This window comes from Delftia sp. PE138 (assembly GCF_018320755.1).
Lineage (GTDB): Bacteria > Pseudomonadota > Gammaproteobacteria > Burkholderiales > Burkholderiaceae_C > Comamonas > Comamonas tsuruhatensis.
In genome coordinates this window covers 190290-216470 of sequence record NZ_JABEPN010000005.1, presented here as the reverse complement: position 1 = coordinate 216470, position 26181 = coordinate 190290, and the positions used below count along the sequence as shown (strand labels likewise).

At 65.6% G+C, this 26181-nt stretch carries 19 protein-coding genes, 1 tRNA gene and 1 pseudogene; 5 read left to right on the top strand and 16 right to left on the bottom strand.

Annotation, left to right across the window (positions count from 1 at the left end; all coding sequences use genetic code 11):
- Positions 1-23: 23 nt before the first annotated feature.
- Genes HFGMBDPB_RS18410 through HFGMBDPB_RS18400 form a run of 3 tightly spaced genes read right to left on the bottom strand, consistent with a single transcriptional unit; the run spans position 24 to position 4899 of the window.
- Positions 24-3164 (bottom strand): efflux RND transporter permease subunit, encoded by a 3141-nt coding sequence (locus tag HFGMBDPB_RS18410; RefSeq protein WP_212645981.1) that lies wholly within the window; start codon positions 3162-3164, stop codon positions 24-26.
- Positions 3161-4291, bottom strand: a complete 1131-nt coding sequence (locus HFGMBDPB_RS18405; RefSeq protein WP_016452446.1) for an efflux RND transporter periplasmic adaptor subunit — start codon at positions 4289-4291, stop codon at positions 3161-3163. The genes HFGMBDPB_RS18410 and HFGMBDPB_RS18405 overlap by 4 nt, the downstream gene beginning before the upstream one ends.
- 23 nt (positions 4292-4314) lie before the next feature.
- Entirely contained in the window at positions 4315-4899 is a 585-nt protein-coding gene (locus HFGMBDPB_RS18400; RefSeq protein WP_016445447.1) for a TetR/AcrR family transcriptional regulator, read from the bottom strand.
- A gap of 74 nt (positions 4900-4973) precedes the next feature.
- Between HFGMBDPB_RS18400 and HFGMBDPB_RS18395 the strand changes: the two genes are divergently transcribed.
- Both HFGMBDPB_RS18395 and HFGMBDPB_RS18390 read left to right on the top strand, forming a co-directional pair.
- A complete protein-coding gene (locus tag HFGMBDPB_RS18395) occupies positions 4974-6374 on the top strand; it encodes an efflux transporter outer membrane subunit (protein WP_227472661.1) in 1401 nt (466 codons plus the stop codon).
- Between the two features lie 132 nt (positions 6375-6506).
- On the top strand, positions 6507-7082 hold the full coding sequence (locus tag HFGMBDPB_RS18390; protein WP_249343542.1) for a TetR/AcrR family transcriptional regulator: 576 nt from the start codon (positions 6507-6509) through the stop codon (positions 7080-7082).
- 245 nt (positions 7083-7327) lie between these two features.
- On the opposite strand, the gene HFGMBDPB_RS18385 is transcribed toward HFGMBDPB_RS18390, so the two are convergent.
- From HFGMBDPB_RS18385 to HFGMBDPB_RS18360, 6 genes and pseudogenes are all read right to left on the bottom strand, one after another.
- Positions 7328-8536, bottom strand: a complete 1209-nt coding sequence (locus tag HFGMBDPB_RS18385; RefSeq protein WP_017404992.1) for a sensor domain-containing diguanylate cyclase — start codon at positions 8534-8536, stop codon at positions 7328-7330.
- 422 nt (positions 8537-8958) lie between these two features.
- Positions 8959-9528: pseudogene (locus HFGMBDPB_RS18380) on the bottom strand (transposase); the annotation flags it as partial.
- Between the two features lie 54 nt (positions 9529-9582).
- Entirely contained in the window at positions 9583-10317 is a 735-nt protein-coding gene (locus HFGMBDPB_RS18375) for a tyrosine-type recombinase/integrase (protein ID WP_212645979.1), read from the bottom strand.
- Positions 10318-10476: 159 nt separating this feature from the next.
- A tRNA-Arg gene (locus HFGMBDPB_RS18370) sits at positions 10477-10553 on the bottom strand.
- An 85-nt stretch (positions 10554-10638) separates the two neighbouring features.
- On the bottom strand, positions 10639-12396 hold the full coding sequence (locus HFGMBDPB_RS18365) for a M14 family metallopeptidase (RefSeq protein WP_016449926.1): 1758 nt from the start codon (positions 12394-12396) through the stop codon (positions 10639-10641).
- Positions 12397-12635: 239 nt separating this feature from the next.
- Complete coding sequence (locus tag HFGMBDPB_RS18360; protein ID WP_016452439.1) at positions 12636-14432, bottom strand: DEAD/DEAH box helicase; 1797 nt, start codon at positions 14430-14432, stop codon at positions 12636-12638.
- Positions 14433-14699: 267 nt separating this feature from the next.
- Here HFGMBDPB_RS18360 and ettA point away from each other — a divergent pair, with 267 nt between their 5' ends.
- From ettA to HFGMBDPB_RS18345, 3 genes are all read left to right on the top strand, one after another.
- Positions 14700-16361 carry an energy-dependent translational throttle protein EttA gene (ettA, locus tag HFGMBDPB_RS18355; protein ID WP_016449924.1) on the top strand — a complete coding sequence of 554 codons (1662 nt, stop codon included), beginning with the start codon at positions 14700-14702 and terminating at the stop codon, positions 16359-16361.
- Between the two features lie 60 nt (positions 16362-16421).
- Positions 16422-19028 carry a DUF1631 family protein gene (locus tag HFGMBDPB_RS18350; protein WP_212645978.1) on the top strand — a complete coding sequence of 869 codons (2607 nt, stop codon included), beginning with the start codon at positions 16422-16424 and terminating at the stop codon, positions 19026-19028.
- A gap of 240 nt (positions 19029-19268) precedes the next feature.
- A complete protein-coding gene (locus tag HFGMBDPB_RS18345; RefSeq protein WP_212645977.1) occupies positions 19269-20414 on the top strand; it encodes an FAD-dependent monooxygenase in 1146 nt (381 codons plus the stop codon).
- 6 nt (positions 20415-20420) lie between these two features.
- Here the strand turns inward: HFGMBDPB_RS18345 and HFGMBDPB_RS18340 are convergent, their stop codons facing one another.
- The 7 genes from HFGMBDPB_RS18340 to HFGMBDPB_RS18310 all read right to left on the bottom strand — a co-directional run bounded on the left by HFGMBDPB_RS18340 (position 20421) and on the right by HFGMBDPB_RS18310 (position 26144).
- Positions 20421-21431 (bottom strand): P1 family peptidase, encoded by a 1011-nt coding sequence (locus HFGMBDPB_RS18340; RefSeq protein ID WP_016449921.1) that lies wholly within the window; start codon positions 21429-21431, stop codon positions 20421-20423.
- A gap of 66 nt (positions 21432-21497) precedes the next feature.
- A complete protein-coding gene (locus tag HFGMBDPB_RS18335) occupies positions 21498-21890 on the bottom strand; it encodes a copper-binding protein (protein ID WP_016452437.1) in 393 nt (130 codons plus the stop codon).
- Positions 21891-21905: 15 nt separating this feature from the next.
- The gene (locus HFGMBDPB_RS18330) at positions 21906-22415 is read right to left on the bottom strand and encodes a DUF411 domain-containing protein (protein WP_016452436.1); all 510 of its coding nucleotides are present in this window, start codon (positions 22413-22415) and stop codon (positions 21906-21908) included.
- A gap of 34 nt (positions 22416-22449) precedes the next feature.
- A complete protein-coding gene (locus HFGMBDPB_RS18325) occupies positions 22450-22941 on the bottom strand; it encodes a cupredoxin domain-containing protein (RefSeq protein ID WP_046242186.1) in 492 nt (163 codons plus the stop codon).
- 20 nt (positions 22942-22961) lie between these two features.
- Positions 22962-24344 carry a multicopper oxidase family protein gene (locus HFGMBDPB_RS18320; protein WP_212645976.1) on the bottom strand — a complete coding sequence of 461 codons (1383 nt, stop codon included), beginning with the start codon at positions 24342-24344 and terminating at the stop codon, positions 22962-22964.
- Between the two features lies 1 nt (position 24345).
- Complete coding sequence (locus HFGMBDPB_RS18315) at positions 24346-25794, bottom strand: TolC family protein (protein WP_212645975.1); 1449 nt, start codon at positions 25792-25794, stop codon at positions 24346-24348.
- Complete coding sequence (locus HFGMBDPB_RS18310; protein WP_212645974.1) at positions 25791-26144, bottom strand: hypothetical protein; 354 nt, start codon at positions 26142-26144, stop codon at positions 25791-25793. Before HFGMBDPB_RS18310 ends, HFGMBDPB_RS18315 begins: the two co-directional genes overlap by 4 nt.
- Between the last annotated feature and the right edge of the window lie 37 nt (positions 26145-26181).

The following is a 26181-nucleotide window of genomic DNA, read 5'->3' as shown; positions in this document are numbered from 1 at the left end:
GTTCCCTGGGTAGAGATGTCCTGTCAGGCAGCTACCGCTTGGGCGTTATTGCGGCCTGTCAAGCGTGCCGCCCATTGGGCGATTCGGTCGCTGAACAGCAGTTCGTACAAGACAGGCACCAGGCCCAGCGTGATCAGGGTGCCGAGCATCAGGCCGCCGATGATGGTCACGGCCATGCCGGTCCACAAAGTGCCGGCAAACAGTAGCAGCGGGATCAGACCCACGATGCAGGTCATCTTGGTCATCACGATGGGGCGCAGTCGCGCTACCGCTGCCGCGACGACCGCTTCGCGCCGGGTCTTGCCCTCGGCCAGCTCTTCCTCGATCCGCTCGAGCAGCAGCACCGCGTTGTTGACGATGATGCCTGCCAGCGACAGCAAGCCGAACGTTGCCATGAAGCTCATGGGCTCTCCCGCGATCATCATCGCCGGCCCGACACCAATCATTGCGAACGGAATGATGGCGAGGATCAGCGCGAGCTTTCGGAAGGAACGGAACTGCCATAGGAACAGAACCAGCATGGCTACGGTTGCATGCGGTAGGTACTGCTCCAACGAGACGTTGGCTTCAGCGGAGTCTTCAATCTCTGCGCCCATTTCGATGCGATAGCCTGGTGGCAAGGCGATCTGGCTCACGACTGGAGCGGCAGCTTGTACCGCCTGCAGTGCCGTGCCATGGGTGCTGCGGCCCTCAACCGTCAAGGTGCGCACCAGGTTGCGGCGTAAGAGCGCTGCGGGCTCGAAGTCGAGGCTCACTGCAGCCATGGCCGAAAGTGGGTGCGGCGCCCCTCCATTGGCAGGATAGATGAGTGTATTGGCGAGGTTCTCCGCACTGGCGCGCTCGGAAGCCGTACCGCGTATGACCAGCGGTACCAAGGTGTCGTTGTCGCGCATGACGGATGCCTGAATACCGCTGTTGCGCGCTGCCAGCGTCGTCGCAATGTCTTCGCTGCTGATTCCCAGCGCTCGTGCCTTGGCTTGATCAATCTGTACATTCATGCGTGGAACACGGGGGCCCCAATCATCGCGAACCATCACCATTCCGGGAATAGGTCGCAGCGCAGCTTTCACCTGTTCGCCGATGGCTCGCAACACATTCTCGTCAGGCCCGGAGATCCGATAGGCAACCGCACCCGCGTCATTGCTGCTGCGCGAGAACAGCTTGGGGTCGATACGCACATCCGGGTGATGGTCATTCATCCAGGCGGTGGTGCGTTCCATCACCGTCTTGAGTTGCTTGGCATCCTTCACCGTGACAGTGAAGTAGCCCACGTGAGAGGCTGGCATAGGAGGGGTCAGTGCCAGCACGACCCTGGGCCCGCCTTCGGCCACATAGCCAATGCTGGTGCTGACTTCGGGGTTCACCTGCCTGTCAGCGAGCCAGCGGCTCAGATCCTCTACCACCTGCTTGGTTTGGCGCGTGTCCGTACCCGGCTGCAGCTCCAGCCCCATTTGGAACTGGGGGCGATCCGATGGCGGCAAGAAGCCTGCGGGCAGGTTGGCCAGCAGAAGCAGGGCACCGGTCAACAGCGCGACCATGAATCCCATGAAGATGGCTTTGTGCGCCAACAAGTACCGGATCACCTTGGCGTAGCCGGCATAGAAGCCGGTAAGCTGGGGTTCGGCGTGTGCATCGTGATTCTCGTCTGTCGGCTTGGGGTGGGCTTTCAGGAAGTAGTAGCAAAGCAGCGGAGTCACTGTCAGGCATAGGAGCCAGGAGCCGAGCAGGCACAACCCCAGAACGATGACCAGCGGCTTGAGGTATTCATTCGTTGTGGTGTTTCCAAAGAAGAAAGGAGAGAAGGCCAAAATGATGACCAGTGACGAGGTCAACAGCGGAATGGCAAGCGTCCGCCCGGCTTCGATGCAGGCGTTGCGGCGGTCTTCACCCAATGCGAGTCGCCGCTCCACGTCTTCCACGATCACGATGCCGTTGTCCACCAGCAGTCCCAACGCAATGATGATGGCCGCCATGGATACCGAATGCAGTTCAATCCCCAGGCTGCGCATGATGAGCAGCGTGAGGAGAATCGTCAGCGGCACGATGCTGCCCACCACCAGGCCCGCCCGCCACCCCAGGAAGAGGACGACCACGATCATCACGATGACCACCGTCTCGCCCATCACTTGGTTCATGCGACCCATCTCGGTCTTGACCACGTCGGGCTGGAAGGTCACGTAGTCCAGGCTGAAGCCCGCAGGCAACTGGGCCTGCAGCTCCGTCACGCGTTGCTGCAATGCGGCGCCCACAGTCTTGACGTTCTGGCCTGATCGCATCGAGATGCCCAACACCACGGCATCCTGGCCCTTGTAGATGGCCGCGCTTTCCGGAGGATCGGCCTTTTGCACCTGGAGACGCGCCAAGGCGCCCAGACGGATTTGGGCAGGGCCAAGGTGCGACGCGTCGGCGCCCTGGCGTGCCAATGGCACCGACAACATGAAGTTTTCCAGTTCGGCGACGGAGCGGATTTCGCCCGATGCGATTACCACACTGTTGACGCCAGCCAGAACAGCCTGGCCCCCTGACTGCACCACGTTCTGCTGGCGCAGTTGTTGCAGCACCGCAGCGGGCGACAAACCCAGACCCGCCATGCGTGCACGGTCGAACTCAAGATAGACACGGTCCTCTTGCCAGCCGTGCACGCTTACGCCCTGTATGCCAGGTAAACGGAAGATGCCTTCTCGCAGCATCTTGAGCGGCTCGCGCATCTCGCTCATGGAGAAGTCCGGCGCTGTCACGGCAATCGACGCGATTGCCACGCGGCCGAAATCGTCATCGATCTGAGCAGGCAAGGTACCCGTGGGGAACAGGGGTTCCACCTCCTGCACCTTGGCGCGCAATCGCTGCCATACCGGCATCAACTCCTTGACGTCTTCGCGCAAAGTAGCCTTCACCAGCACAGAGCCGGAGCGCACCGTGCTGACGACGTTTTTCAGTTCCGCCATCTGGCGCAGATTTTCTTCCACGGGACGGGCAATCAGCTGCTCCATGCGCTCGGAGGGCATGCCAGGATTGGAGATCATGATCACGGCATCACGTATCGTGACGGAGGGCTCCTCCTGCGAGGGAAAGCTCAGGAAGGTAAAGATCCCCGTAATCAAAATCAGCAGCGCGACAAAAAGGGTCAGCCTGCTGGATTGCAGCGCTCCTTCGGCCAGCTTCATGATTTCGCCCCTTTCAGGACAGTCTGGGGCACATGCACTACCACTTGTTGTCCAGCGTTCAGAAAGGCGGTGCCGGCGGTCACCACGCGGTCCCCGACGGATAAGCCCTGGTCGATGACAACCCGCCCGTGGGACGTCAAGTGGCCTGCGGTCTTGATAGGTCGCAACTCCAGTTTGTTTTCCTGATCGATCACGTACACCTGGGCCTGAGACGCTTCAGTGCCAGCCATGACCGCAGTAACGGGCAAGGTCAGTGTGGCAGCCTGGGCTGGTTTCTGTGGTAGCTCTACCGACACCATTCCGCCGCTTCGAAGTCCGGGGCTGCTGCTTCGTTCTGTGCGCTGGACGCTGTAAATGGCCTGAACCAGTGAGCCGTTGTCACTGCGTGTGGACAAGTATTCGAGCACCAACGGGAAAGTGCGTTCGCCACTGCGGCCCTGCGCCTTATCACCCACAGCAAGCGTACTGGCGACGGTATCCGGAAACATGGCAACCACCTCCAGAGCACTTCCCGCCTGCAACTGCAAAATGGTCTGTCCGGCAGACACGTCGGAATGTGGCTGTGCTTGTCGGCCCACCACTTCACCATCAAAAGGCGCGGTGATTTTTGTCAGGCTCAGGTCACGGCGTGCCGATGCAAGTGCGGCATCTGCCGCATCGAGCTGGCTGCGCGCCAGTTGGTGCGCAGCGCGAGCAGACTGCAGGGCAGTGGGGGAGATGATCTTGTCATTGGCAAGCATCTCCTGTTGATGGAGTTGGGTGCTGCGCTCTAGCAGCGATGCGGCTGCTGCCGCACGGTCCGCAGCAGCTTTGTCCACGCGCCATCGGGCAGGTGACTCGTCCAGCCGCGCAATCACTTGACCTGCCCGCACACGGTCGCCCACTTCGACGGAAATGGCCGTGAGTCGGCCAGATGTTTCAAAACCCAGATCAGTGCGTTGGCGCGCGCGCAACGTGCCGACAAAGTTATCTGCGCGGGATGCAATGCCCGCTTCGCCAACGACCTCGATTTTCACCGGTTTGGGCGTAGCCGTTGTAGTGGCGGCATGTTGTGTGCAAGCAGCCAGCGTGACGGTCGATAGCACGCATGCCAGTAACCGGGAGATGGAGTTGAGAGAGAAATGCATGATTGGATGCGTGTGTGAATGGTTCAGGGCAGTTGTGCAATCAACTCTTCAACAGTCTTCCTGACGGCATTGCGCTGCTCAGAGGTGAATTGGTGAAGACGGAGCAAATCAATGAGTTGCATCCCATCCATTGCCAGACTGATCAGCAAAGCGCGGCCTGGATCGGCGCACTCACTGGCGATACCGTAGCTGCGCTCGAACAAGGCCTGTACAGGTGGCAGCAGGTCAGGATGAGAGAAATGGGCTTCAAGCAGGTTGCGCATCAGTCGCTGCAGCTGCGGGGGCATTTGGAACGTCATTTCGACCAGTTCCATCATGGCGGACTGCAATTCGCTTTGGCTCCCGCGGGAGGCGTCATTCACGCGCGATGCGCGCTGCTCTTCGGCGGCGCGGCTGTAGAGATCGATGGTTCGGGCCATGCTTTCCACCACAGCCACCAGGAGCTCGTCGCGGGTCTTGAAGTGATATATGAGACCGGCCTTGGTCACTCCCGCAGCGGCAGCAGCAGCTTCAATGGTCAGTTGCTGAACCCCGCGCTCACTCACCAGGGCGGTAGCGGCGTCAAGGATCTTGTCTCGGGAGCTTGGGCGTCTTGTCGTCTTGGTCATGAAAACTCCACTTGAAAACTTATCTATACGTATAGTATAGTAATGTCATCGCAACGTCAACGCCTGGTCCTCATATGCTCGAAATTTCTCCACGTTCCCAACGCTTTCTCCGTCGACCCCTGCTGCTTGGCGTTCTCAGCCTGGCCGCTCTTGGCTTGGGAGGCTGCGCGTCGGTTCCGCCCTCGGTCGGGCCTGACGCTGCATCGGTGGACGTGCCTGGGCAATGGGGTGCCCCATACCAAGGTGTTGCTGCCGTCAACGCTGACTGGTGGACAGACTTCCATAGCGCTGAACTGGACCGTCTGGTCCGCATGGCACTGGATTCCAATCGGGATCTGCGCATCGCCACAGCCCGCATGGCCCAAGCCCAGGCACTGTTGGGAAGTGCTGAAGCCGAACGCCGCCCACAGTTGGGCGCCACAGCCGGTGCGCAGCGGGGGCGAGACAGCGCCGACGCAGTGAAGGCTGAACGCAGTTCCGTCGGTTTGCGCGCAAGCTGGGAGGTGGATCTGTTTGGGCGCGGCGCACTGGGCGTGGACGCCGCCAAGGCAGACATACAGAGCAATCGCCAGGCACTCGCTGCCGCGCGTATCGCTCTGGCTGCCGATGTCGCCACTGCGTACTTTGAACTGCGCACCCTGGATGCCCGCGTGGGGATGAGGCACGAAGTCATGACCTTGGCTGAGCGCCAACTGCACGTGGCGCAGAAAAAATTTGAGGCGGGCCAGTCCAGTGCACTGGACGTTGAGCGCTGGAAGACAGAGCTTGCACAAGAGCGCGCGGCAGTCCAGCAAGTGAAGGGTGAGTTGCAAGTGCGTCAGCGACAGCTGGCGGTGCTGTTGGGCGCCAGCCAGCCACCGGTGCTGGATCTGAAGGCTGAAGCCGTCATGCCCCAGGCGCCCGCTCCCTTGCTGCCTGCCGATTTGTTGGAGCGCCGCCCTGATGTACAACGCCAGGCCCGCGCTCTGGATGCTGCGCTGGCACGGGTGGGTGTCGCCCGACGCGAGATTTACCCTCGCCTGCAGATCGCCTGGGCCGGAGCGCGCGAGCGGTTGGCGGCCATCGGTGGCTCCGCGTCTCCCATTTCCGTGGTGGGATACGGCATCTCGCTATCCCTGCCCATTCTGGACGGTGGCCGGATTCGCTCGAATGTAGAGATACAGGAAGCCCGCGCCCAAGAGGCAATGGCGGGGTACGAGCAGTCGATGATCTCCGCGCTGGCCGACGCCGAAACTTCGCTGGTGCAATGGTCGGCATCGGAAGCCAGTTTGCGCGAACTGCTGGATGCACGAGAGGCGGGCGACATGGCAGCGCAACGCGCGGCGCGCATGTTCGCTGCCGGCATGGCTGACGCCACGGCAGTGCTGGACACTCAACGCGAACAGCTGCGGGTACGGGACGCAGTCGCACAGGCCGAGGGGCAGCGCTGGACATCGGCCGTTCGTCTTCGCCGCGTGTTTGCCGGAACTGTCTGAATGCATCCCCTGTGTGCAAAAGCCGCGAATCGATCTGACATTCATATGCCTTGACGAACAGAGATGTCGGATGACCAAAAGGCAGAAGAGGTTGCGTATCGGGAAGGTTGGAGATGTTTTGCTTGCACGCCCATGACCATCGAACTGGATGACAAGCTGGCCAGTGCGCTGGCACTGGCGGTGTCTCAACACCCAAGAGCAAACCTTGAACAGCTTGCACGCGCGGCAGGTACTTCCAAGGGAACGCTTTACCGAATCTGTGCGACTCGGGAGGGGATGATTGAATTGTTGATGCAACGCACTGAACGGCACATGCGAGAGGCGCTGGAAAAGGCAGATCTCACGCGGCTACCTTTTGCTGATGCGCTTCATCGCCTGACAAAACACCTTATGACCCATCGTGAGCTCTACCTGTTCTGGAGTGCCGTTGTATCGGTCGACCTCGGAGGTACCAAAGACCACGACATGAAAGGCTACGCGCTTTCCTTTTTTGGAGGTGCGCTCGAGGATTTTTTTTTAAGAGGGCAAAAGGCTGGCGTTTTCCGGATTGACATGTCAGCAAGATGGCTGGCGAAATCCTATAGCTTTTTGCTTTATGGCGCTCTCGATTCAGCCCAGAGAGGAGAGATTGCCACGTTGGGAATATCGGGAAGCGTGAACAAGATATTCCTGTGTGGTGCCAGTTCCGATCCTGCATCAGTCACATAGGGCAGGGTGCATTGGCATCGCCGAAGGTGGTGCGTACTATCTTGCCGCGGGTCGCGCCGCGCAGTCTCGTGCTGCATGGATCAGGCGCTTGACCGTGCAGCCGGACCACGGCAATGCCTGCGGGTGCCAGGGGCCACTCACCTTGTCGGTGCCTCAGACCTGCATGCTGGCGCATGCCATCCCCATTCCGAGTCCCTTGTCCAGCTCGGCGCCTTTCGCAGGATCGAAAAAGTGAATACCACGTTCTACAGATAAACCATTGCCACCCTCGCATCCTGGTCTGAAATGCCGGGAGAGGAACTGGCTGTTTCGATCCGGTTGCGCCCGGCCGCCTTTCCCCTGTAGAGGGCGGTATCGGCCTGTCGAAGGGCCTCTTCCATATCATGCGTGCCATGGAAAGGAGGCGAGATCCCGATGGTGACCGTGCAGCGCAGCGGATGACTGGAGCCAGCAACCGAGACCGCCTGGCTTGCAATGCCGGTGCGCAGCCGTTCTGCCAACTGTGTGGCGCCCCTGGTGTCCGTTTCCAGGCAAATGACTACGAATTCTTCGCCTCCAATGCGGCCTGTCAGGTCGCCGTGGCGTACGGTGGCGCGAAGCAATGCGGCCACGTGCCGCAGAACTTCATCCCCTGCCTGGTGTCCATGGGTGTCATTGATGCGCTTGAAATGGTCGACATCCATCAGTAGCAGGCATGTCGGCGCAGCGTTGCGGCTGTTGAAGTACAACTGCATCGCTTCTGAAATCCCTCTGCGATTGAGCAGATGGGTCATGGGATCGCGTGCCGCCATTGTGCGCAGGTCATCCGTCAGGCGCCGCAACACCAGCCAGACAATGGAGGGAGGCAGCACGGTCGCCAGGGTGGACATGTAAATGTAGAAAACCATCTGAAAGCGGCTTTCCATGTGCAGTGCTTCCAGGCCGCTGTCCATAATTTTCAAGAATTTCAATGCATTGAGCACACAGATGCCGCCAATCACAAAAGCAAAGAAAATCATTTCCCCGTAGAAATCCTTGGCAAAAGTGCGTAAGCCATAGATGACGTTCAGTGTCATGGCGAAGAAGAGCACTGCCGACATTGCTGCGAGCATCGCGTAGCGTGCCACAGGCCCGGCGCTCCAATGCACCAGCCATTGCGCCATGCCGTAGGCCACTGAAAACGCGATCAACGGGCGCCACACTGGAACGGGCTGCCCAAAAAAACGCATGGCACCGAGCCAGTAGGCGATGGGCGCTGCCAACGTGAGGGTGTGGTTGACCACGCTCATCACGCTCCAGGCGGGCTCTCCTTCAACCAACTGCAGCACATAGGCCGACCCCAGCAGGAGGTCGCCCAGGGCAAAGACATCCATTCCCATCCTGTTGCCTTGCAGGCGTCGGCTGATGAGCAAGAACATGACCGAAAAGCACAGCAGGTGTGCGCAGAGCATGCCGACGAGAATGGTTGCAACCATGGGGATGTCAGGTGGGAAGTGCTTTGTCTAAAAGGGTGTTACCGGGCTGCGGCCACTGTCGCATCACCAGGAAAATGTTGGGTGCCAGGTGCATGCTTTGGCAATGTAGCCGACATGGGGGCTAGCAGATGGCCCAAGGTGCTTCGGCTGCTCTTGGCGAACAAGGCGTGCATGCGCTCGTGGGACCAGTCCATCGATGTGATGAAGGTGGCGGCGCGCTGCAGCTTCTGCATGGCTCGATCCCTGTCTTCATCTGATGTTGCCCCCAAATTCCCGCCCCCACCCTATTCGCAATAAAGCATCTGGTCAGCCGCTGCAGCCTGTTGCTGCCTGAACCCCCGAGGCGACCGCATTTTCAGCGAAGAATGCGGATGCACCTCGTTGAAGTGCTCGAAGGCAGCTGGCAGTTGTGCCACTACCGTCACCAAGCCACAGGCACGTCGGTAGCCATAGCTGGGCAAGTCGGCAATTTCCTGGCGCAGTTCGGCGAGCAGCCCTGCATCGTCGCTGGGTGTGCGATGGCTGCGGCCATCGGCCCAGTCTTCACCGCGCCCAATCAGGTCGGGCACATGCGAGCGCGCCAGCCCCATCATCCGCAGACCAGTTTTCACTGGTCGTCCCCGGGCAACAAGGGCGAGCGCGCAATCCACTTTTTTCTGCGACGTACTCCACGGCTTCCTTGAGGATTTCGTTCTCCAAGGTCTTCTTGCCGAGCACGCGCTGCAGCTTGGCGATTTCTGCGCGTGCAGCCGCCAGCTCGGATGCCGGCACGACTGCCTCGCCAGCGGAGACGGCGGTCAAAGCACCCTGGCGTTCGAGCTTGCGCCACTGGCACAGCAGTCCAGCGAAACGCCTTCCCGCCGAGCGACCAATGACACGCTCATGCCCGGTTCGTAGGTTCGGCGCACCAGCGCCGCCTTCTCTGTGAAGGGCCAGCGCCTGCGGCGCTGATCCTTCACGACTACCTCTATTGACTCCGTATGCTTAGTCATATGCACAGTCCTGTTCCTATCTCAGAAGACAAGCGATAGGGCGGGGCCGGGGAATTAAGGGGTTAACTCAAGGGCTGACAGCTGCAGAGCTGCCTTGGTTGTGGGCTGACCCCTGTATTCGTCTATTGAACGTAGAAGCTCTCCAGCTTTGCTTGGCTCGAGGACTGCTGCCATGTGCTTCACCACGATTGGCTCAAGAGCACCTTGCAGGTCAGAGACCGGGTTGCGCTCACATCGTCCCGTCTGGATGCCGTAGCGAAACACCTGCCCTGCTGTCTGGCGAAGCGTGTGAGCAGTTTCGCGTGCCCCTCGTTTTTCGACCTTGCGGAGCACGCCCAGCAGCAGGGGAGGGGTGATCTCAGGAAGCAACATGCGGACCACATGCGGGAACAGATCCTTGGACATGTTGCGCAGCCATTTCTCTGCGTAGGTGTCGCTCCATGCACCGGACTTGACGCCATGAAATTCACGCGCGACAGCCTCAAAAGTGCTCTCCTGGGCATGGGCGAGGGCGAGCTTCTGGACTTGCTTTGCAAGGCTGGGGTCGATGCTGGATGCGAGCTGTTCTCTGGCTTCATCGCGGCGACGGCGGGCCTGGGCGAGTCCTACAGTGGGATACACCCCTAGTGCAAGCGTCTTCTGCTTGCCTGCAAAGCGGTACGCCATGCGCCAGTACTTGCCAGACTCCTTCACGTGCAGGTACAAGCCATGCCCATCGGAGTGCTTCGATCCAGCGCTCTTGCTGGGGTCGTGTCTGAGGGCTTTGATGAAGGTGTCTGTCAGGGGCATTCAGGTCGTGTTGGCATCTTGCGTGTCAAGTACACGGGATACCAACAAACATCCTGGATGTCCCCGGATGCCGTTGGACGGCTTTGAACGCTGGATGTCCTTGAAGCCCAAGGCCAGCGCCTATTCTTGAACTTCTTTGAACTTCTTGGGATGCCAGGATGGCCTGCCCGGAGGGACTCGAACCCCCGACCTATTGCTTAGAAGGCAATTGCTCTATCCGGTTGAGCTACGGGCAGGTATGGCCGCTGACGGGCCAGCGCGGATCATACCCGCAATGGGCGGGCGCTCAGGGCTTGGCGGCGTGCCCTGGCGCCCTTGCCGTCATTCGGCGTCTTCTTCTTCCTCGAACACCACAGAAGGGGGGGCCATCACGCGCGCCATGTCGCTCAGCGTGGGCACCAGGCCGCGTGCGAGGTAGCTGTAGGGCGTGTCGGGCTCCAGCGCCGCAGCGGCAATATTGGCCATGGGCTGGTTCATCGACAGGTAGTAGCTGCCCACGGGTGCTTCGACGGCGCCGCGCGTGAGCGCATAGGCGCCGCTGGCGGGCGTGGCCGAGCGGGCCTCGTTGTACGAGTCGGCCAGCAGCTGGCCGGGCTCGGCCACCTTGAGCACTTGCAGGCCCAGCAGGCGCAGCCTGTCCACGGCGGTCTGGGCGCTGGCGGACAGCCAGTAGCCGCAGGAGCGCGGGCGCGACAGCGTGGTGCGGGCCTGCAGGGAGGCGTTCCAGTCCACGCGCACCTGCTGGTCGGCACCCGTGTCGGGCTGGATCATGGTGAGCGTGCGCTGCTCGGGCGTCTGCTCGGCCTGGACGGCCAGTTGCTGGTGGCAGGCGAGAGAGGCGGTCTCGCGCGCCACGAAGGCCTGCACCTGGGTGAGGTCCTTGGCGCGCTCGGCGCTCGAATGCAGCATGCGTGTGGCGGCGGTGACCAGGGTGTGCACGCGCCGCTGGATGTGGGCGCGGCCCAGGTCCGAGCCACGGCTGCTGACCAGATAGCCCACCGAGTTCTTGAGTCCGCTGATGTTGCGCAGCGAATCGGGCGCCAGGCTGCCCATGGAGATGGACTTGTCCTGCAGGTCCTGGCTGGTGGTGTAGTACCAGTCGCTGCTCAGGCCGGCCTGCGACAGCGCGGTGCGCAGCGGTGCCGTGTACCACTCGCGCGCAGCCTTGGTCACGAATTCATTCTGGTTGGCCGTGGCCGAATACTGCAGCAGGGCGTCGTAGCGCTGTATGGCCTGGTACTTCTGCAGGAAGATGCTGGCGGCCGGGAATTCCTGCAGGTCCACCACGGCGACGGGGCGGTAGTCGCGTGCCAGCGTGGCCAGGGCCTTGGCCTCCGGCGTGTTCAGGAGCAGGTGGTCATGGGCGATGTCGGTGCCATCGGCTGCATTGCGCGTGCCGGCTTCCACGGCATCGGGGTTGGCGCGCGGCACGAGGATCACGTTGATCTGCTGCAGCAGCGGCTCCAGCAGGCCGCCGGGAGCGAGTTCGCGGGCAATGATGAGCAATGCCTCGGTCCCTGCAGGCTCGTCGCCATGCTGGCCGGCCACGAGCATGACCGTGGGGCGGCGGCTGTCATAGAGCGCCGACGGCTGGATGCCGGGAGCGCGCGTGGCCACCAGGGCCTGGATGGGGCTGCCGCGCTGCGAGCTGCCGGGCTGCACGATTCCCAGGCGCGTGTCGCGGCCCAGGGATTTGCTGGCCTGGCTGTTCAGCCAGGAAGACAGTTCGCTGGCCGTGGTGAACTGGTTGCGCTGCGGCGCCAGGCCGGGCGTGTCATAGCGCGTGGCCGGGTCGGGGAAGCGCGCCGCCACGGCCGCGTTGTAGGGCAGGGGGACGAGGTTGTTGGCCGGTGCGATCGGCTGCGTGGTCGCCTGGGGCACCACGGGTATTTCCGGGGCCGGGCGGGTGGGCGTGGCCACCTGGGGCTTGGAGGACGTGGGCCAGGGCGGCAGCGGCGTGCTGGAGCAGGCGGCCAGCAGGGCGGTGCATGCCAGGGCCGACCACCGCAGCCGGCCCTGTGGCAGCTCCGGATCGGGGCGCTGGCTGGAGGGTATGGCGGGTGGAGTCAGCAGTGTCATGGCGTGGCCTTGAGGAACCAGTCGTGGGGAATCTTGGGGAATCCGGGAAAAGGGGTGCGGCCTTCAGTCGCCGCAGGCCGCAATGCTATCGGGATGATAGCCATGCAGGCTTGCGGCGCGCTGTCGGCTGAAGGCGCAATCTGTGCAATGCAAAAGGGCTGCAGCCCCGGGGAGATGCAGCCCTTTGGGCTGGTGCAATGCCCGGTATGCCGCCTGGCACGCCGGGTATTCAGTGCAGGTCAGCGACCGTAGCCGCCGCGCGAGGAGCCGCCACGGCCACCGCCGCCGAAGCCACCACCGCCGCCGCCGCCACCGCGGTTGAAACCACCGCCGCCGCGGCGGCCGCGTTCGGCCATGGTGTCCACGCTGGTGCGCATCGGGTCGGGTTGGCCGCCGCCGGCGCCGCCGCGCGGTCCGCTGCTGCGTGCATGGCCGAGCTGCGTGCCCAGGTGGGCGTCAGCGCGCGGGGGCTGGTCGTCGAAGCGACGGCCACCGCCGCCTTCGCCGTCAGGACGCGGGCCGCGACGGGGGGCGTTCTGGGGACCTGCCTTGGGGCGGTGAGCAGCGCCGGAGCCGTTGCCCGGACCGTCGAAGCGGTCGCGGCGCGGCTTGTTGTTGGCGCCTGCGCCGGCGTGGTTGCGGCCACGGCCCTGGCCGCCTGCGCTGCCTTCGGAGCGGCCTTCGTCCGAGCCTGCCTTGGGTGCTGCCTGGCCACGGCCGCCTGCACGACCGCCGCGGTCGGGCTGGGCAGCCTTGTTGGTGCGGATGCGGTCCATCATTTCCTGGCGCGCGGCCTTGGCGGCGGCCTGCATGACGTCACGGCTGGGCGGCTTGCCCGCGCCGCCCCAGATGGTCTGGCGGCCCATGGCGATGGGTTCGGCCACTTCGCCTTCTTCCGGGCCGAAGCCTTCGAGCACCTGCACGGGGATTTCCTGCTTGGTGAAGCGCTCGATGTCCATCATGAAGCCTTCTTCGTCCATGCACACGAGGCTGACGGCATGGCCTTCGCGCCCGGCACGGCCCGTGCGGCCGATGCGGTGCACGTAGTCTTCGGAGACGTTGGGGATTTCGTAGTTCACGACGTGCGGCAGCTCATCGATGTCGATGCCGCGTGCAGCGATGTCGGTGGCCACCAGTGCGCGCAGCTCGCCGGTCTTGAAGCCGGCCAGTGCCTGGGTGCGTGCGCTCTGGCTCTTGTTGCCGTGCAGCGCCATGGCGCTGATGTTGTTCTTGGTCAGGAATTCGGCAACGTTGTTGGCGCCGAACTTGGTGCGCGTGAACACCAGAACCTGGCTCCAGTTGTTCTCGTTGATGATGTGCAGCAGCACCTGCTTTTTCTTGCCGCGGCCCACGGGGTGGATCACCTGGGTGATGCGCTGCACGGTGGTGTTGCTGGGCGTGACCTGGATGGACTGCGGATTGCGCAGCAGGCCGTTGGCCAGGTCGCGGATCTCGTCGCTGAAGGTGGCCGAGAACAGCAGGCTTTGCTTTTCCTTGGGCACCAGGGCCAGCACCTTCTTGACGTCGTGGATGAAGCCCATGTCCAGCATGCGGTCGGCTTCGTCGAGCACCAGGACTTCGACGGTGGACAGGTCCATGAAGCCTTGCTGCTGCAGATCCAGCAGGCGGCCCGGCGTGGCGACCAGGATGTCCACGCCCTTCTTGATGCGGTCGATCTGGGGCTTCATGCCCACGCCGCCGAAGATGACGGTGGAGTTGATGTCCAGGTACTTCGCGTAGCTGCGCACCGATTCCTCGACCTGCGCTGCGAGTTCACGCGTGGGCGTCAGCACCAGGGCGCGGATGCCCTTGCCGCCGAACTTGTTGCGCGGCACCTGGCCTTGCGAGAGGCGGTGCAGCATGGGCAGGGTGAAGGCCGCGGTCTTGCCGGTGCCGGTCTGGGCGCCTGCCAGCAGGTCGTGGCCGGCGAGCACCGCCGGAATGGCCTGTGCCTGGATGGGAGTCGGGTTCTCGTAACCCTCCTCAAGCACGGCCTTCAGAATGGCGGGAGCCAGATTCAGTTCTTCAAATGTCATGTGATCAAAGATGCGCCCGTCCGGGGCGCTGGGTATCAGCCTGCCGAGGCAACCAGGGCGGTTGCCGGACCAGTCGTAGGCGGATGAGGTTCAATGTCGGGAGCCTGGAAAACAGCGTCCATCGTCCCCAGCTGGAATGCTGATGTCACGGGCAACTGGAACCCGCAACGCAGGGTATTGTCGCATGCGCCGATAATCACGGCTGGCGTGCAACCGATTTGTTGCCCGGTTTTTGCAGAAATCAACGATTCAAGTACTCGGACCAGAATGGCTCAATACGTTTTTTCGATGAACCACCTCACCAAGACCGTGCCGCCCAAGCGGCAGATCTTGAAGGATATCTCTCTCAGCTTTTTCCCGGGCGCCAAGATCGGCGTGCTGGGTCTGAACGGCTCTGGCAAGTCCTCGCTGCTCAAGATCATGGCCGGGGTGGACAAGGAATTCGAAGGCGAGGCGCTGCCCATGCAGGGCCTGTCCATCGGCTATCTGCCGCAGGAGCCTCAGCTCAATCCAGAGCACACGGTGCGCCAGGCTGTGGAAGAGGCCATGGCCGAAGTCAACGCGGCCCGCGCGCGCCTCGATGAAATCTACGCCGCCTACGCCGAGCCCGACGCCGACTTCGACGCGCTGGCTGCCGAGCAAGGCGAGCTGGAAGCCAAGATCGCCGCTGCCGGCACCGACTCCGAGCACCAGCTGGAGATCGCCGCCGACGCCCTGCGCCTGCCGGCCTGGGACGCCGTGATCGGCAAGCTGTCCGGCGGCGAGAAGCGCCGCGTGGCGCTGTGCAAGCTGCTGCTGTCCAAGCCCGACATGCTGCTGCTGGACGAGCCCACCAACCACTTGGACGCCGAGTCCGTGGAATGGCTGGAGCAGTTCCTGCACCGCTTCACCGGCACCGTGGTGGCCATCACCCACGATCGCTACTTCCTGGACAACGCTGCCGAGTGGATCCTGGAACTGGACCGTGGCCACGGCATTCCCTACAAGGGCAACTACTCCGAGTGGCTGATCCAGAAGCAAAACCGCCTGGAGTCCGAGCAAAAGGGCGAGGAAGCCCGTGCCAAGGCCCTGAAGAAGGAACTGGAGTGGGTTCGCCAGAACGCCAAGGGCCGCCAGGCCAAGTCCAAGGCCCGTATCGCGCGCTTCGAGGAACTGAGCGATTTCGAATACCAAAAGCGCAATGAAACCCAGGAAATCTTCATTCCTGTGGCCGAGCGCCTGGGCACCCAGGTCATCGAGTTCAACAACGTCACCAAGAGCTTTGGCGACCGCGTGCTCATCGACAACCTGACCATGAACATCCCCGCTGGCGCCATCGTCGGCATCATCGGCCCCAACGGCGCCGGCAAGTCCACGCTGTTCAAGCTGATCGCGGGGCGCGAGCAGGCCGATTCCGGCGAAGTCATCGTGGGCCAGACGGTCAAGATGGCCTATGTGGAGCAGACGCGTGACGCGCTGGCCAATGACAAGACGGTGTGGGAAGACATCTCGGGCGGGCTGGACATCATCAACGTCGGCAAGTTCCAGATGGCCTCGCGCGCCTACGCAGGCCGCTTCAACTTCAACGGACAGGACCAGCAAAAGAAGGTCGGCAACCTCTCCGGCGGCGAGCGCGGCCGCCTGCACCTGGCCAAGACCCTGATCCAGGGCGGCAACGTGCTGCTGCTGGACGAACCCTCCAACGACCTGGACGTGGAAACCCTGCGCGCGCTGGAAGATGCGCTGCTGGAGTACGCGGGCACGGTGCTGGTGATCTCCCACGATCGCTGGTTCCTCGACCGCATCGCCACGCACATCCTGGCCGCCGAAGGCGATTCGCAGTGGGTGTATTTCGACGGCAACTACCAGGAGTACGAAGCCGATAAGAAAAAGCGTCTGGGCGAAGAAGGCGCCAAGCCCAAGCGCATGCGCTACAAGGCACTGAAGTAAGCATCAAAGGCAAGCCTCAAAGCGCCTCCGGCACGGGCTGGAGCCTGTATTCTTCGGGCCATGAATCCTCCACCCGTTTCTGTTGCCGCGTTGCAGGCCTGCCTGGTGCAGGCTGTCCGCGGCTCGGAGGCGCTGATCCTGCGGCTGCTGCAGCGCACGGCTCATGCCATGGAGCAGGCCGAGCTGCCTGGCTCCGGCCTGCCGCGCCGCGCTGAAATCCCCGAGGCGCTGGAATTGCTGGCCCGCCACCGGGCCGCCATGCTCAAGGGCTATGGGCTGGCGCTGCTGGAATGCTTTGGCCAATCCGGTGGCGCTGCCGCCTGGCCGCCGGTGCCGGGCATCTCCGGTGCGTCCGGTGTGCCCGGCACCACCGATTTCGCCTCCCTCTCCCTCCTGGATGACTCCGTGCTGCAGTCGCAGCTGGCCCACCAGCGCCTGCTGCAGCATGTGGCGCCGCAGGTGGAGATCGCACTGGCCGAGCTCGATGCCCTGGTCAGCGCCATCCAGGGCCTGGACCGTGTCCAGCCCGAACGCAACCCGCTCAGGCCCCACAACTATGTGCAGGCGCTGCAGCGCGTGATCGACGACACCGGGGTCGAGCCCGAATGCGCCGCCTGCTGGCTGGGCTTCATGCGCGAGCATCTGGGCGCATTGCTGGTATCCGAGTACGGCCATGTGGCCCAGTCCCTGCGCGACCAGGGCGTGCAGCCTGCCGCCTATGGCGTGGCACCGCCGCCCGAGCCGGGCCGGCGCCAGACCGACATGCCGGGGCCGAACCGCTGGCGTGCGCCTTCACACTATGGCGATGCCGTGGCACAGAGCCGCGCCTACGGCGCCTTCGGCCAGCAGGCGCAGGAAGATGAGTTGACGCGGCGCCTGGTGGCCGCCCTGCTGTCCGACCCCCGCTGGATGGATTCACACCGCGAGGCGCCCGCTGCGGCGCCTTCTTCCATGCTGGCGCTGGCCCAACCATCCGCCTATTCCGTGCCCGGGCAGTTTGCGCCGGCCATGGACGGCGCAAGCCGGCTGCAGACCACCGCCTGGCAGGGCAGCGAGACGGCACCCACCGTGCTGGCGGCGCTGCCCGAAGGCTGGACCTCGCTGAGCTGCATGGCGCTGGAGTCCGTGCAGCACCACTCGGCCCAGCTGGAGCAGCTGATGCAGGCCCTGCAGCCGCAGGAGCCGCAGGAGCCTCCCCCGGGCGCGCGCGCCGACGACGGCGCGGCGCTGCATACGCTGCAGCGCATGATGCGCTTCATGGCCGCCGACACGCGCCTGCTGCCTTCCGTGCAGCGCACGGTGGGCCGGCTGGAGCCGCTGCTGCAGCAGCTGGTGGTCCAGGACACGCGCTTTTTCGAGGACCGCAATCACCCTGCGCGCCAGCTGCTCGACGAGCTGACGGCGCGCAGCCTGTGGTTCGACAGTGAATCCGCACCGGGCTATGGCCAGTTCCTGCAGGTGGCCGATTCCGCTGCCATGCGGCTGGCGGCCCTGCAGCGCGCCGATGCATCGGCCTTTGCCACGGTACTGCAGCAGCTGCGTGACGGTTGGGGCGGCAGCGGCATGCAGCCCGTGGGCCCGAGCGAAGCGCCTGAAGATGGCACGGTGACCGGCCCCGTCTCGGCCGCGCTCCGGCGCGTGGAAGGGCGGCGTGCGGACCCGCGCTGGCCGGAAACCGCCATGCCCCGGGCCGAGCAGATCGCAGCCGCCATCCGGCGCCTGCCCAGTGCCCAAGGCGTACCCGATGACATCCTGGAATTCGCCACGGGGCCGTGGGCCCAGGTGATTGCCAGCGTCCAGGAGCCTGTGGACGGCAGCGAGGCCCGCGACCCCGGCGGCTACCTCGCCCTGGTGCCCAGCCTGCTGTGGAGCGTGTCCGCACACGCCGGCCGCGATACCGACCGGCTGGTGGCGCTGGCGCCGCGCCTGCAGGCCCGGCTGCGCGCCGGCCTGCGCAGCGTGGGGCGCACGGAGGAGGAGATCCAGGCCTTTGCCGCGCGCCTGGCCGGCCTGCACCAGGATGCGCTGGATGCGGGTGTGGTCCGCCAGCCCATAGAGAGCGTGGATATTTATCTGGACTCCGTGCCGCCCACCGTCTATGGGTCGGACTCGGTGCTGGCGTCCCTGCCTTCCCGGTTCGATGCTGCCGGGCCCGGCCAGGCCAGGCCCGTCCAGGCAAGGCCCGGCTCCTCGGCAGCGCGCCTGCCACAGTCGTTGTTCGGCGTGGCGGCCTCCATGCCGGTGCCGCTGGATGTGCCTCAGCCCATGGCGAGCGATATGGCGCACGAGATGGCCACCCTGACCGAGCAGGACCTGGAGCTGCCCGAGGCGCTGCAGGACGAGCTGCCTGCCCCCCCGGCCGTTGCGGCGTCGCCGACCAGGATGCCTGGCGAGCCTGCCGGGCCCCAGGTGACGCCGCATGCGACATCCGTGGCACCTGCACCTGAACCTGTGGCACCCGTGGCGCCCGTGGTCTCCGAGGACTGGGCGCTGGGCACCTGGGTGGAGCTGTCCAATGCCCGGCAGAGCATCCGCACCCAGCTGACCTGGGTCAGCCCGCAGCAGACGCTGTTCCTGTTCACGGCCACCGATGGCAGCACCCAGTCCATGACGCGCCGCATGCGCGACAAGCTGCTGGCGCAAGGGCAGCTGCGGCGCGTGGACTGAGGCGGCTGCGGCGCCGGCCTCACCCGCCGCTCCTGCCGCACCCGCCGCACCCTCTCTTGCACCTCCAACACCCGCCTGCCGGACATGCGCCGGCGCCGATGGGGACGAATCGTGCCCAATTCGGGCGTTGCGGAGGTTGAGGCTTGAGGCGCGTCAAAAAGACAATGTCCTGCATCGATGCGCCCCGGATCATGGGGCGCATCACCACCGAATAGACCCCACCAGCAGGAGACAGGAACCATGGCGCGTTTGAGGATAGGCATCGTCGGAGCAGGCATTGGCGGATTGGCGGCAGCCAATGCGCTGCACCAGGCAGGGCATGAAGTATTGGTGTTCGAGCAAAGCCGGCAGTTCCTGCGCGTGGGCGCGGACATCAACCTCACGCCCAATGCCGTGCGCGCCCTCGATGGCCTGGGCGCCGACATCGCCGCCGCCGTGCGCGCCAGCGCCGCACGGCCCACGCACCGCATCAGCCGCAACTGGGACACGGGCGAGGAAACCTCGCGCCTGACCATGGGTGACGAGGCCGAGCGCAAATACGGCGCACCCCAGCTCACCATCCACCGCGCGGACCTGCTGGCGGCCCTGGCCGATGCCTTTCCACTGGACCAGGTGCAGTTGGGCAAGCGCGCCAGCCAGATCACGCAGAGGGGGCAAGGCGTGGACATCGCCTTCACCGATGGCAGCGAAGTGGCCGGGCTGGACGCACTCATTGGCGCGGACGGCATCCACTCCGTGGTGCGTGCGGCCCTGTTCGGCGCCGAAAGCCCGCGCTTCACGGGCGTGGTGGCCTTCCGCGCGGTGGTGCCTACCGAGCGCGTGCGCCATGTGCCCGACATCCAGGCCTTCACCAAATGGTGGGGTGCCACGCCGCAAAGCCAGATCGTGACCTTTCCGCTGAACCAGGGGCGCGATACCTTCATCTTTGCCACCACGGCCCAGGAATCGTGGCATGAGGAATCCTGGACCACGCCGGGCAGCGTCGAGGAGTTGCGCGGCTTCTATGCCGATTTCCATCCCGACGCGCGGGCGCTGCTCGACGCCTGCGACACGGTGCTCAAGACCGCGCTGTACGAGCGCGATCCCCTGCCGGCCTGGTCGCAGGACCGCATCACGCTGCTGGGCGATGCCTGCCACCCGATGATGCCCTTCATGGCCCAGGGTGCGGGCATGGCCATCGAGGATGCCGTGGTGCTGGCGCGCAACCTGGACGCTGCCCATGGATCGCAGCAGGTGCCCGCTGCCCTGGCGCGCTACCAGGCCATGCGCATGCAGCGCACCAGCGAGATCCAGATCGGCTCGCGCGGCAACAACTGGCTGCGCGCCGGTGGCAATGCCGATGGCGTCTACGGCTACGACGCCTGGGCGGTGGCACTGCAGGCCTGAACCCGGTCAGGGCCGGCAGGCGGCCAGCTCCCTGGCACAGGGCAGCTCCAGCCCTTCGGCCGTGGTCAGCGACTGCGCGGCCAGCACGGCGCGCACCGTGGCCAGGGCCACGGCCTCGGCGGCCATGGCGGACAGGGTCAGCATGCCCAGCGAGTGCTCGGCCAGGCCCGTGCCCAGGGCGAACAGGGTGTCGCCATCGCTCATGGTGTGCACGGGTCGTATGGCGCGTGCCAGGCCGTCATGGGCCACCACGGCCAGGCGCTGGGCCTGGGCCTTGGTGATGCGTGCATCGGTGGCAACCACGCCGATGGTGGTGTTGGTGCCTGCCAGCAGCGGCCGGGGCTCTTCGCCGCGCAGCAAGGCACGGCAGGTGTCGTGCAGCTGGCGGCCATCGGGGCTGCGCGCGCCGGCCAGCAGCACGCCGCTGTGGGGATCGACCACATCGCCCACGGCATTGCAGGCGATGAGCGCGCCCACGGTGACGCCGTGCACGGTGAGCGAGGCCGTGCCGATGCCACCCTTCATGGCGCGATCCATGCCGAAGACCTTGCCCACGCAGGCGCCCATGCCGGCGCCCACATTGCCCTCGGCAGGCCGCGCGGCGCTGGCGGCCTGGCAGGCCGCATGGCCGGCATCGGCCCCTGGGCGGATGCGGCTGTCGCCCACCGCCAGGTCGAACAGCACGGCGGCCGGCACGATGGGCACGCGGCCCACGCCCACATCCAGCCCTATGCCCTGCTCGTCCAGCCAGCGCATGGCGCCGCTGGCCGCGTCCAGCCCCCATGCGCTGCCGCCCGAGAGCATGACGGCATGCACCTGCTGCACCAGGTTGGAGGGATGCAGCAGGTCGGTCTCGCGCGTGCCGGGGGCGGCGCCACGCACATCGCAGCCCCCCACGGCGCCGCCGCGCGCCAGCACGACGGTGCACCCCGTGGGGCGGCGGGCATCGGTGTGGTGGCCCACCTCGATGCCCTGTACGCGGGTGATGGAGCCGGGGTCTGAGTCGGTGCTTGGCATGCGCTGCTCTGCTCTGTGATGGACAGGCCTTCACCTTAGCCGAAACGGCAGCCCTGCACCCGGTCTTCAGCGCAGCACTTCCAGCTGCGTGACCACGAAGGCGCCCTGGTCCTGCTCGGCGCGAAAGCGCACCTTGTCGCCCGCCTTGAGGGCGGGCTCGGGTGCTGCCACGCGCAGCTGGAAGACCATGGTCATGGGCGGCATGCCCAGGTTCTTGAGTTCGCCGTGGCGCAGCGTGACCTTGCTGGTGCGTGCATCCCAGCGCGTGACCTCGCCTTCGCTGAGGTCCTGGCTGGCGGCGGCGGGTGCGGTTTCGGCAGATTGCGCGCCATGCGCCGCATGGTCGTGGGCCGTGGCCTGGGCACAGGCCCAGGCCGGGATCAGCGCGGCGGCAAGGGCCAGGCGCACGGCAAGGGCGGTACGGGACGTACGGGAAACAAGGAGGACTGTGTTGTGCATGGTGTGCTCCGGGGTTCAGCGGTAGCTGGTGAAGGTGCGGGTGGAAACGTCGCTGTTCATGAGGTTCTTGGTGATGAGCAGCACCTCGTAGGGGTCCTTGCGGCCGCCGTACTCGGGGCCGTCCATGCCGGGGCTGCCCACGGGCATGCCGGGCACGGCAATGCCTACCGCCTTGGGCTTTTGCCTGAGCAGCTTGTGCACGTCGGCCGCAGGCACATGGCCTTCGAGCGCATAGCCTTCGACCAGGGCCGTGTGGCAGGACCCCAGGCGCGCCGGAATGCCCAGCCTGGCGCGCACGGCGCTGTTGCCGGTGTCGTGCACGGTGACGGCAAAGCCGTTGTGCTCCATGTGCACCACCCAGTCCTGGCAGCAGCCGCAGTTGGGGTCCTTCCAGACCTCGACCGGGATGCGGGCCGTGGGTGCAGCCGCCCACAGCGAAGGGGCGGCGAATGCCGTGCAGGCCAGGGCCATGCGGCGCAGCGCACTGCGGCGCGGGTGGGCGGATGCCATGCGTTCATGTTTCATGGGGTGCTCCTGAAGGGGGGAAGAAGTGGCGCGCTCATTGCGTCACGGTGATGGTTCCGCGCATGCCGGCCTGGTAGTGGCCGGGGATGAGGCAGGCAAAGTCGAAGCTGCCTTCGCGGTTGAAATTCCAGACCAGGTCGCCGGATTGGCCGGGCGAGACATGGGCCATGTAGGGCTCGCCGTGCTCCATGGTGGGGAACTTGAGCATCATCTGCGCGTGCTCGTCCAGCGAGGCCGGCGTGCCCAGCACGATCTCGTGCATGACCTGGCCCTTGTTGGCCACGCGCAGGCGCACCGTCTCGCCGCGCCTGACGCTGATGCGCTCTGGCGTGAAGCGCATGTTGTCGCTCATGTCCAGGGTGATGGTGCGCCGGGCGGCTGAGGCATCGCCGGCAATGCCCCAGGGCTTTTGCTCCTTGACCGCGGCGGCCTTGGGAGCGTCATCGTGGGTTTCGCTGCCATGGGCGAAGACGGCAGCGGGGCCGGCAAGCAGTGCGGTGGCAAGGAGGAGGGCAAAGGTGTTCATGAGGTGCTCCTTGGATGGCATCAGTGGTGCTCATGGCCCGCACCGGGCTTGCGCACGCTGGGCGCGCCGGGGGACTGGCCGGGCGTGGTCTGGCGCGGTGCGGAGGCCTCGGCCGCCGGCCCCTTCCATTCATAGGCCACGCGGCCCTTGGGGTGGTTGAACCAGCCCGGGTCGCCGTAGTCGTTGGCGCCCAGCTGCTCGCGCACCTTGAGGGTGGTGAACATGCCGCCCATCTCGAGGGGGCCGAAGGGGCCCGTGCCCGTCATCATCGGGAAGGTGTTGTCGGGCAGCGGCATTTCCATGGAGGCCATGTCGCCCATGCCGCGCTCGCCCATGACCATGTAGTCGGGCACGATCTTCTGGATCTTGCCGACCAGGCCCCGGTGGTCCACGCCGATCATGGTCGGCGTGTCATGCCCCATGGCGCCCATGGTGTGGTGGCTCTTGTGGCAGTGCAGGGCCCAGTCGCCCAGCTCGTCGGCGATGAACTCCACCTGCCGCATCTGGCCCACGGCCACGTCGGTGGTCACCTCGGGCCAGCGCGCGGACCGGGGCACGGGGCCGCCGTCGGTGCCCGTGACCTCGAATTCGTGGCCGTGCAGGTGGATGGGGTGGTTGGTCATGGTCAGGTTGCCCACGCGCAGGCGCACGCGGTCGCCGCGCCTGGCGACGACGGGGCTGATGGCGGGGAACACCCGGCTGTTGAAGGTCCAGATGTTGAAGTCCGTCATCTCGGCCACGCGCGGCGTCATGGAGCCGGGCTCCACGTCGTAGGCCGACAGCAGGAAGGCGTAGTCGCGCTGGACCTCGGCGATCTGCGGATGGGCCGCCTTCGGATGCGTGATCCACAGGCCCATCATGCCCATGGCCATCTGCACCATCTCGTCGGCATGCGGGTGGTACATGAAGGTGCCGGGACGGCGCGCCGTGAACTCGTAGACGAAGGTCTTGCCGGGCGGGATGTGCGGCTGGGTCAGGCCGCCCACGCCGTCCATGCCGTTGGGCAGGCGCTGGCCGTGCCAGTGCACGGTGGTGTGCTCGGGCAGGCGGTTGGTCACGAAGATGCGGACCTGGTCGCCTTCCACGACCTCGATGGTGGGGCCGGGGCTCTGTCCGTTGTAGCCCCACATGTTGACGAAGAAGCCCGGCGCCACCTCGCGCACCACGGGCTCGGCCACCAGGTGGAATTCCTTGACGCCTGCGTTCATGCGCCAGGGGGTGGTCCAGCCGTTGAGCGTGACCACGGGGCGGTAGGGGCGGCCGTTGGGCGGGGCCAGCGGGGCGGCGGTTTCGGCCGAGGACTGGGTCGCTGCCTCGGGCAGGGCGGCCAGGGCCACACGGCTGACGGCGGCACTGGAGACGGCGGCCACGGCGGCGGCGGTGAAGAAATTGCGGCGGTTCATGTCAGTGGCTCGCTTCGTTGGTGGGGGTGGGCGCGGCAGCGCTGGCGGCAGCCTGGATGGCTCCCGGCGACGTGCCGGTCAGTGCCAGCTGCAGGTCGGTCTCTGCCAGCCAGAAGTCGCGCTGCGCATCGGTGGCGGTGGCCACGGCCTGGGCGCTGCTGCGGGCCTCGGCCAGCAATTGCCAGACGCTGACGAACATGCCGTTGTAGCGAAGCATGGTTTCATCCTGGATGAAGCGGCGCAGCGGCAGCACCTCAGCCTGCTGCTGGTGGGCCAGGTCCCAGGCCGTGCGGTAGCGCATCCAGCTGCTGCGCGCCTCGGCGCGCGCCTGGATGGCGCCTTGCTGCAGCTGGGCCGCGCTGCGCTGCAGCTCGGCGCGCGTGCGGCCGCTGGCGGCGCCACCCCAGTCGAACAGCGGCAGGGGCAGGTCGATCTCCCAGCCGCGTGTCACATCACTGTGGCCGGTGGCCCGGTCCGTGGCGGTGTTGCGGCTGTAGCCCAGGCCGATGTCGCCGAAGATGGCGCCGGCGCGCGCCCAGCCCCGGCGCTCGCCCAGATGGTCCAGGTCGCGGCGCAGGGCGCGCAGGTCCAGGCGCTCGCGCAGCGCGGTGGCCTCGGCATCGTCCCCGGCGCGCAACTGCGTGGCGGCCTGCGGGATGGCGGGCAGCTGGTCGGGCAGCTTGAAATCGATGCGCCGTCCCCACAGGCCCATCAGGCGGGCCAGTTGCTCATGCTCGGCCGTGGCGGCCAGGCGCGCACGCGCCAGCTGGGCTGCGGTGTCCTGCTGGATGCTGAGCTCGCGCGCCTGCTGCAGCCGGCTGAAGTTGCCCACGCGGGCCATGCGCCGCGCCAGCTCGGCACCGGCCTCGGCCGCCTCGTGCATGCGCTCGCTGGACGCCAGCTGCTGGCGTGCGGCCACGGCGCGCAGCCATGCGCGGCGCGTGTCGGCGGCCAGCCGCAGCACGTCCTGCGCGGCGGTCAGCGTGGCCTGTTCCATCTGCATGCCCTGCCAGCGGCTGCGCCAGGGCAGGGTGATCAGGCTGACCAGGCCGAAGCTCAGCTGGCGCTCGATCTCGCGCTCGTCGCTGTTGACCATGCGGCCCAGGGTCAGCGTGGGGTTGGGCAGTGTCAGGGCCTGCACGCGGTCTGCATCCTGCACGCCCAGTTGCGCCAGGCGCGCCTGCAGGCCGGGGTTGTTGAGCAGTGCGATGCGCACGGACTGGTCCATGTCCAGCGGCTGGCGCAGCCACTCGTCGATGCGATGCTGCGCCGCGTCGCGGGCCTGCAGATCGGTTGGTGGCAGTTGGGCGCCGTCCGGCAGGCGGCTGGCGGTATGGGACTGAACCACGCCGCGCAGGCCGTCGGGCGAGATGCTGGCGCAGCCGGCCAGGGCCAGCACGGCAGCCATGGCGCCGACCAGCCGGGTGGGGGCGAAGACGGTGCGCTTCATGGCCGGCCTCCGTGCTGCATGTGAGAGCCGTGCGGGGACGGCGCAGGCGTGGATCGGCCGGCCTGGGCCGCCTCCCAGCGCAGGATGTCCACATGGCCGTTGGGAAACTCGCCCACGGCGGCGTTGGCCTGGCGCCAGTCGGTCAGCTCGGTTTCCACGGCGCCGCTGGCCGGCAGCGCGGCATGGCGCAGCGGCAGGCTGGCCGCAGCCGGATCGATGGCGCCGTTCAGGCCTGCGGAGGAAGAGGCCGGGGGGTGGCTGCCGTCATGGGCCCTGGCAGCGGGGCTGGATGCGGCAAGGGCCGCCAGCCCGAATTGGATAAGGGGGACTAGAAAATGCGCACGGCGCATGGTGTTCTCCTGAATGCGAAACGGACAACGCATCCGC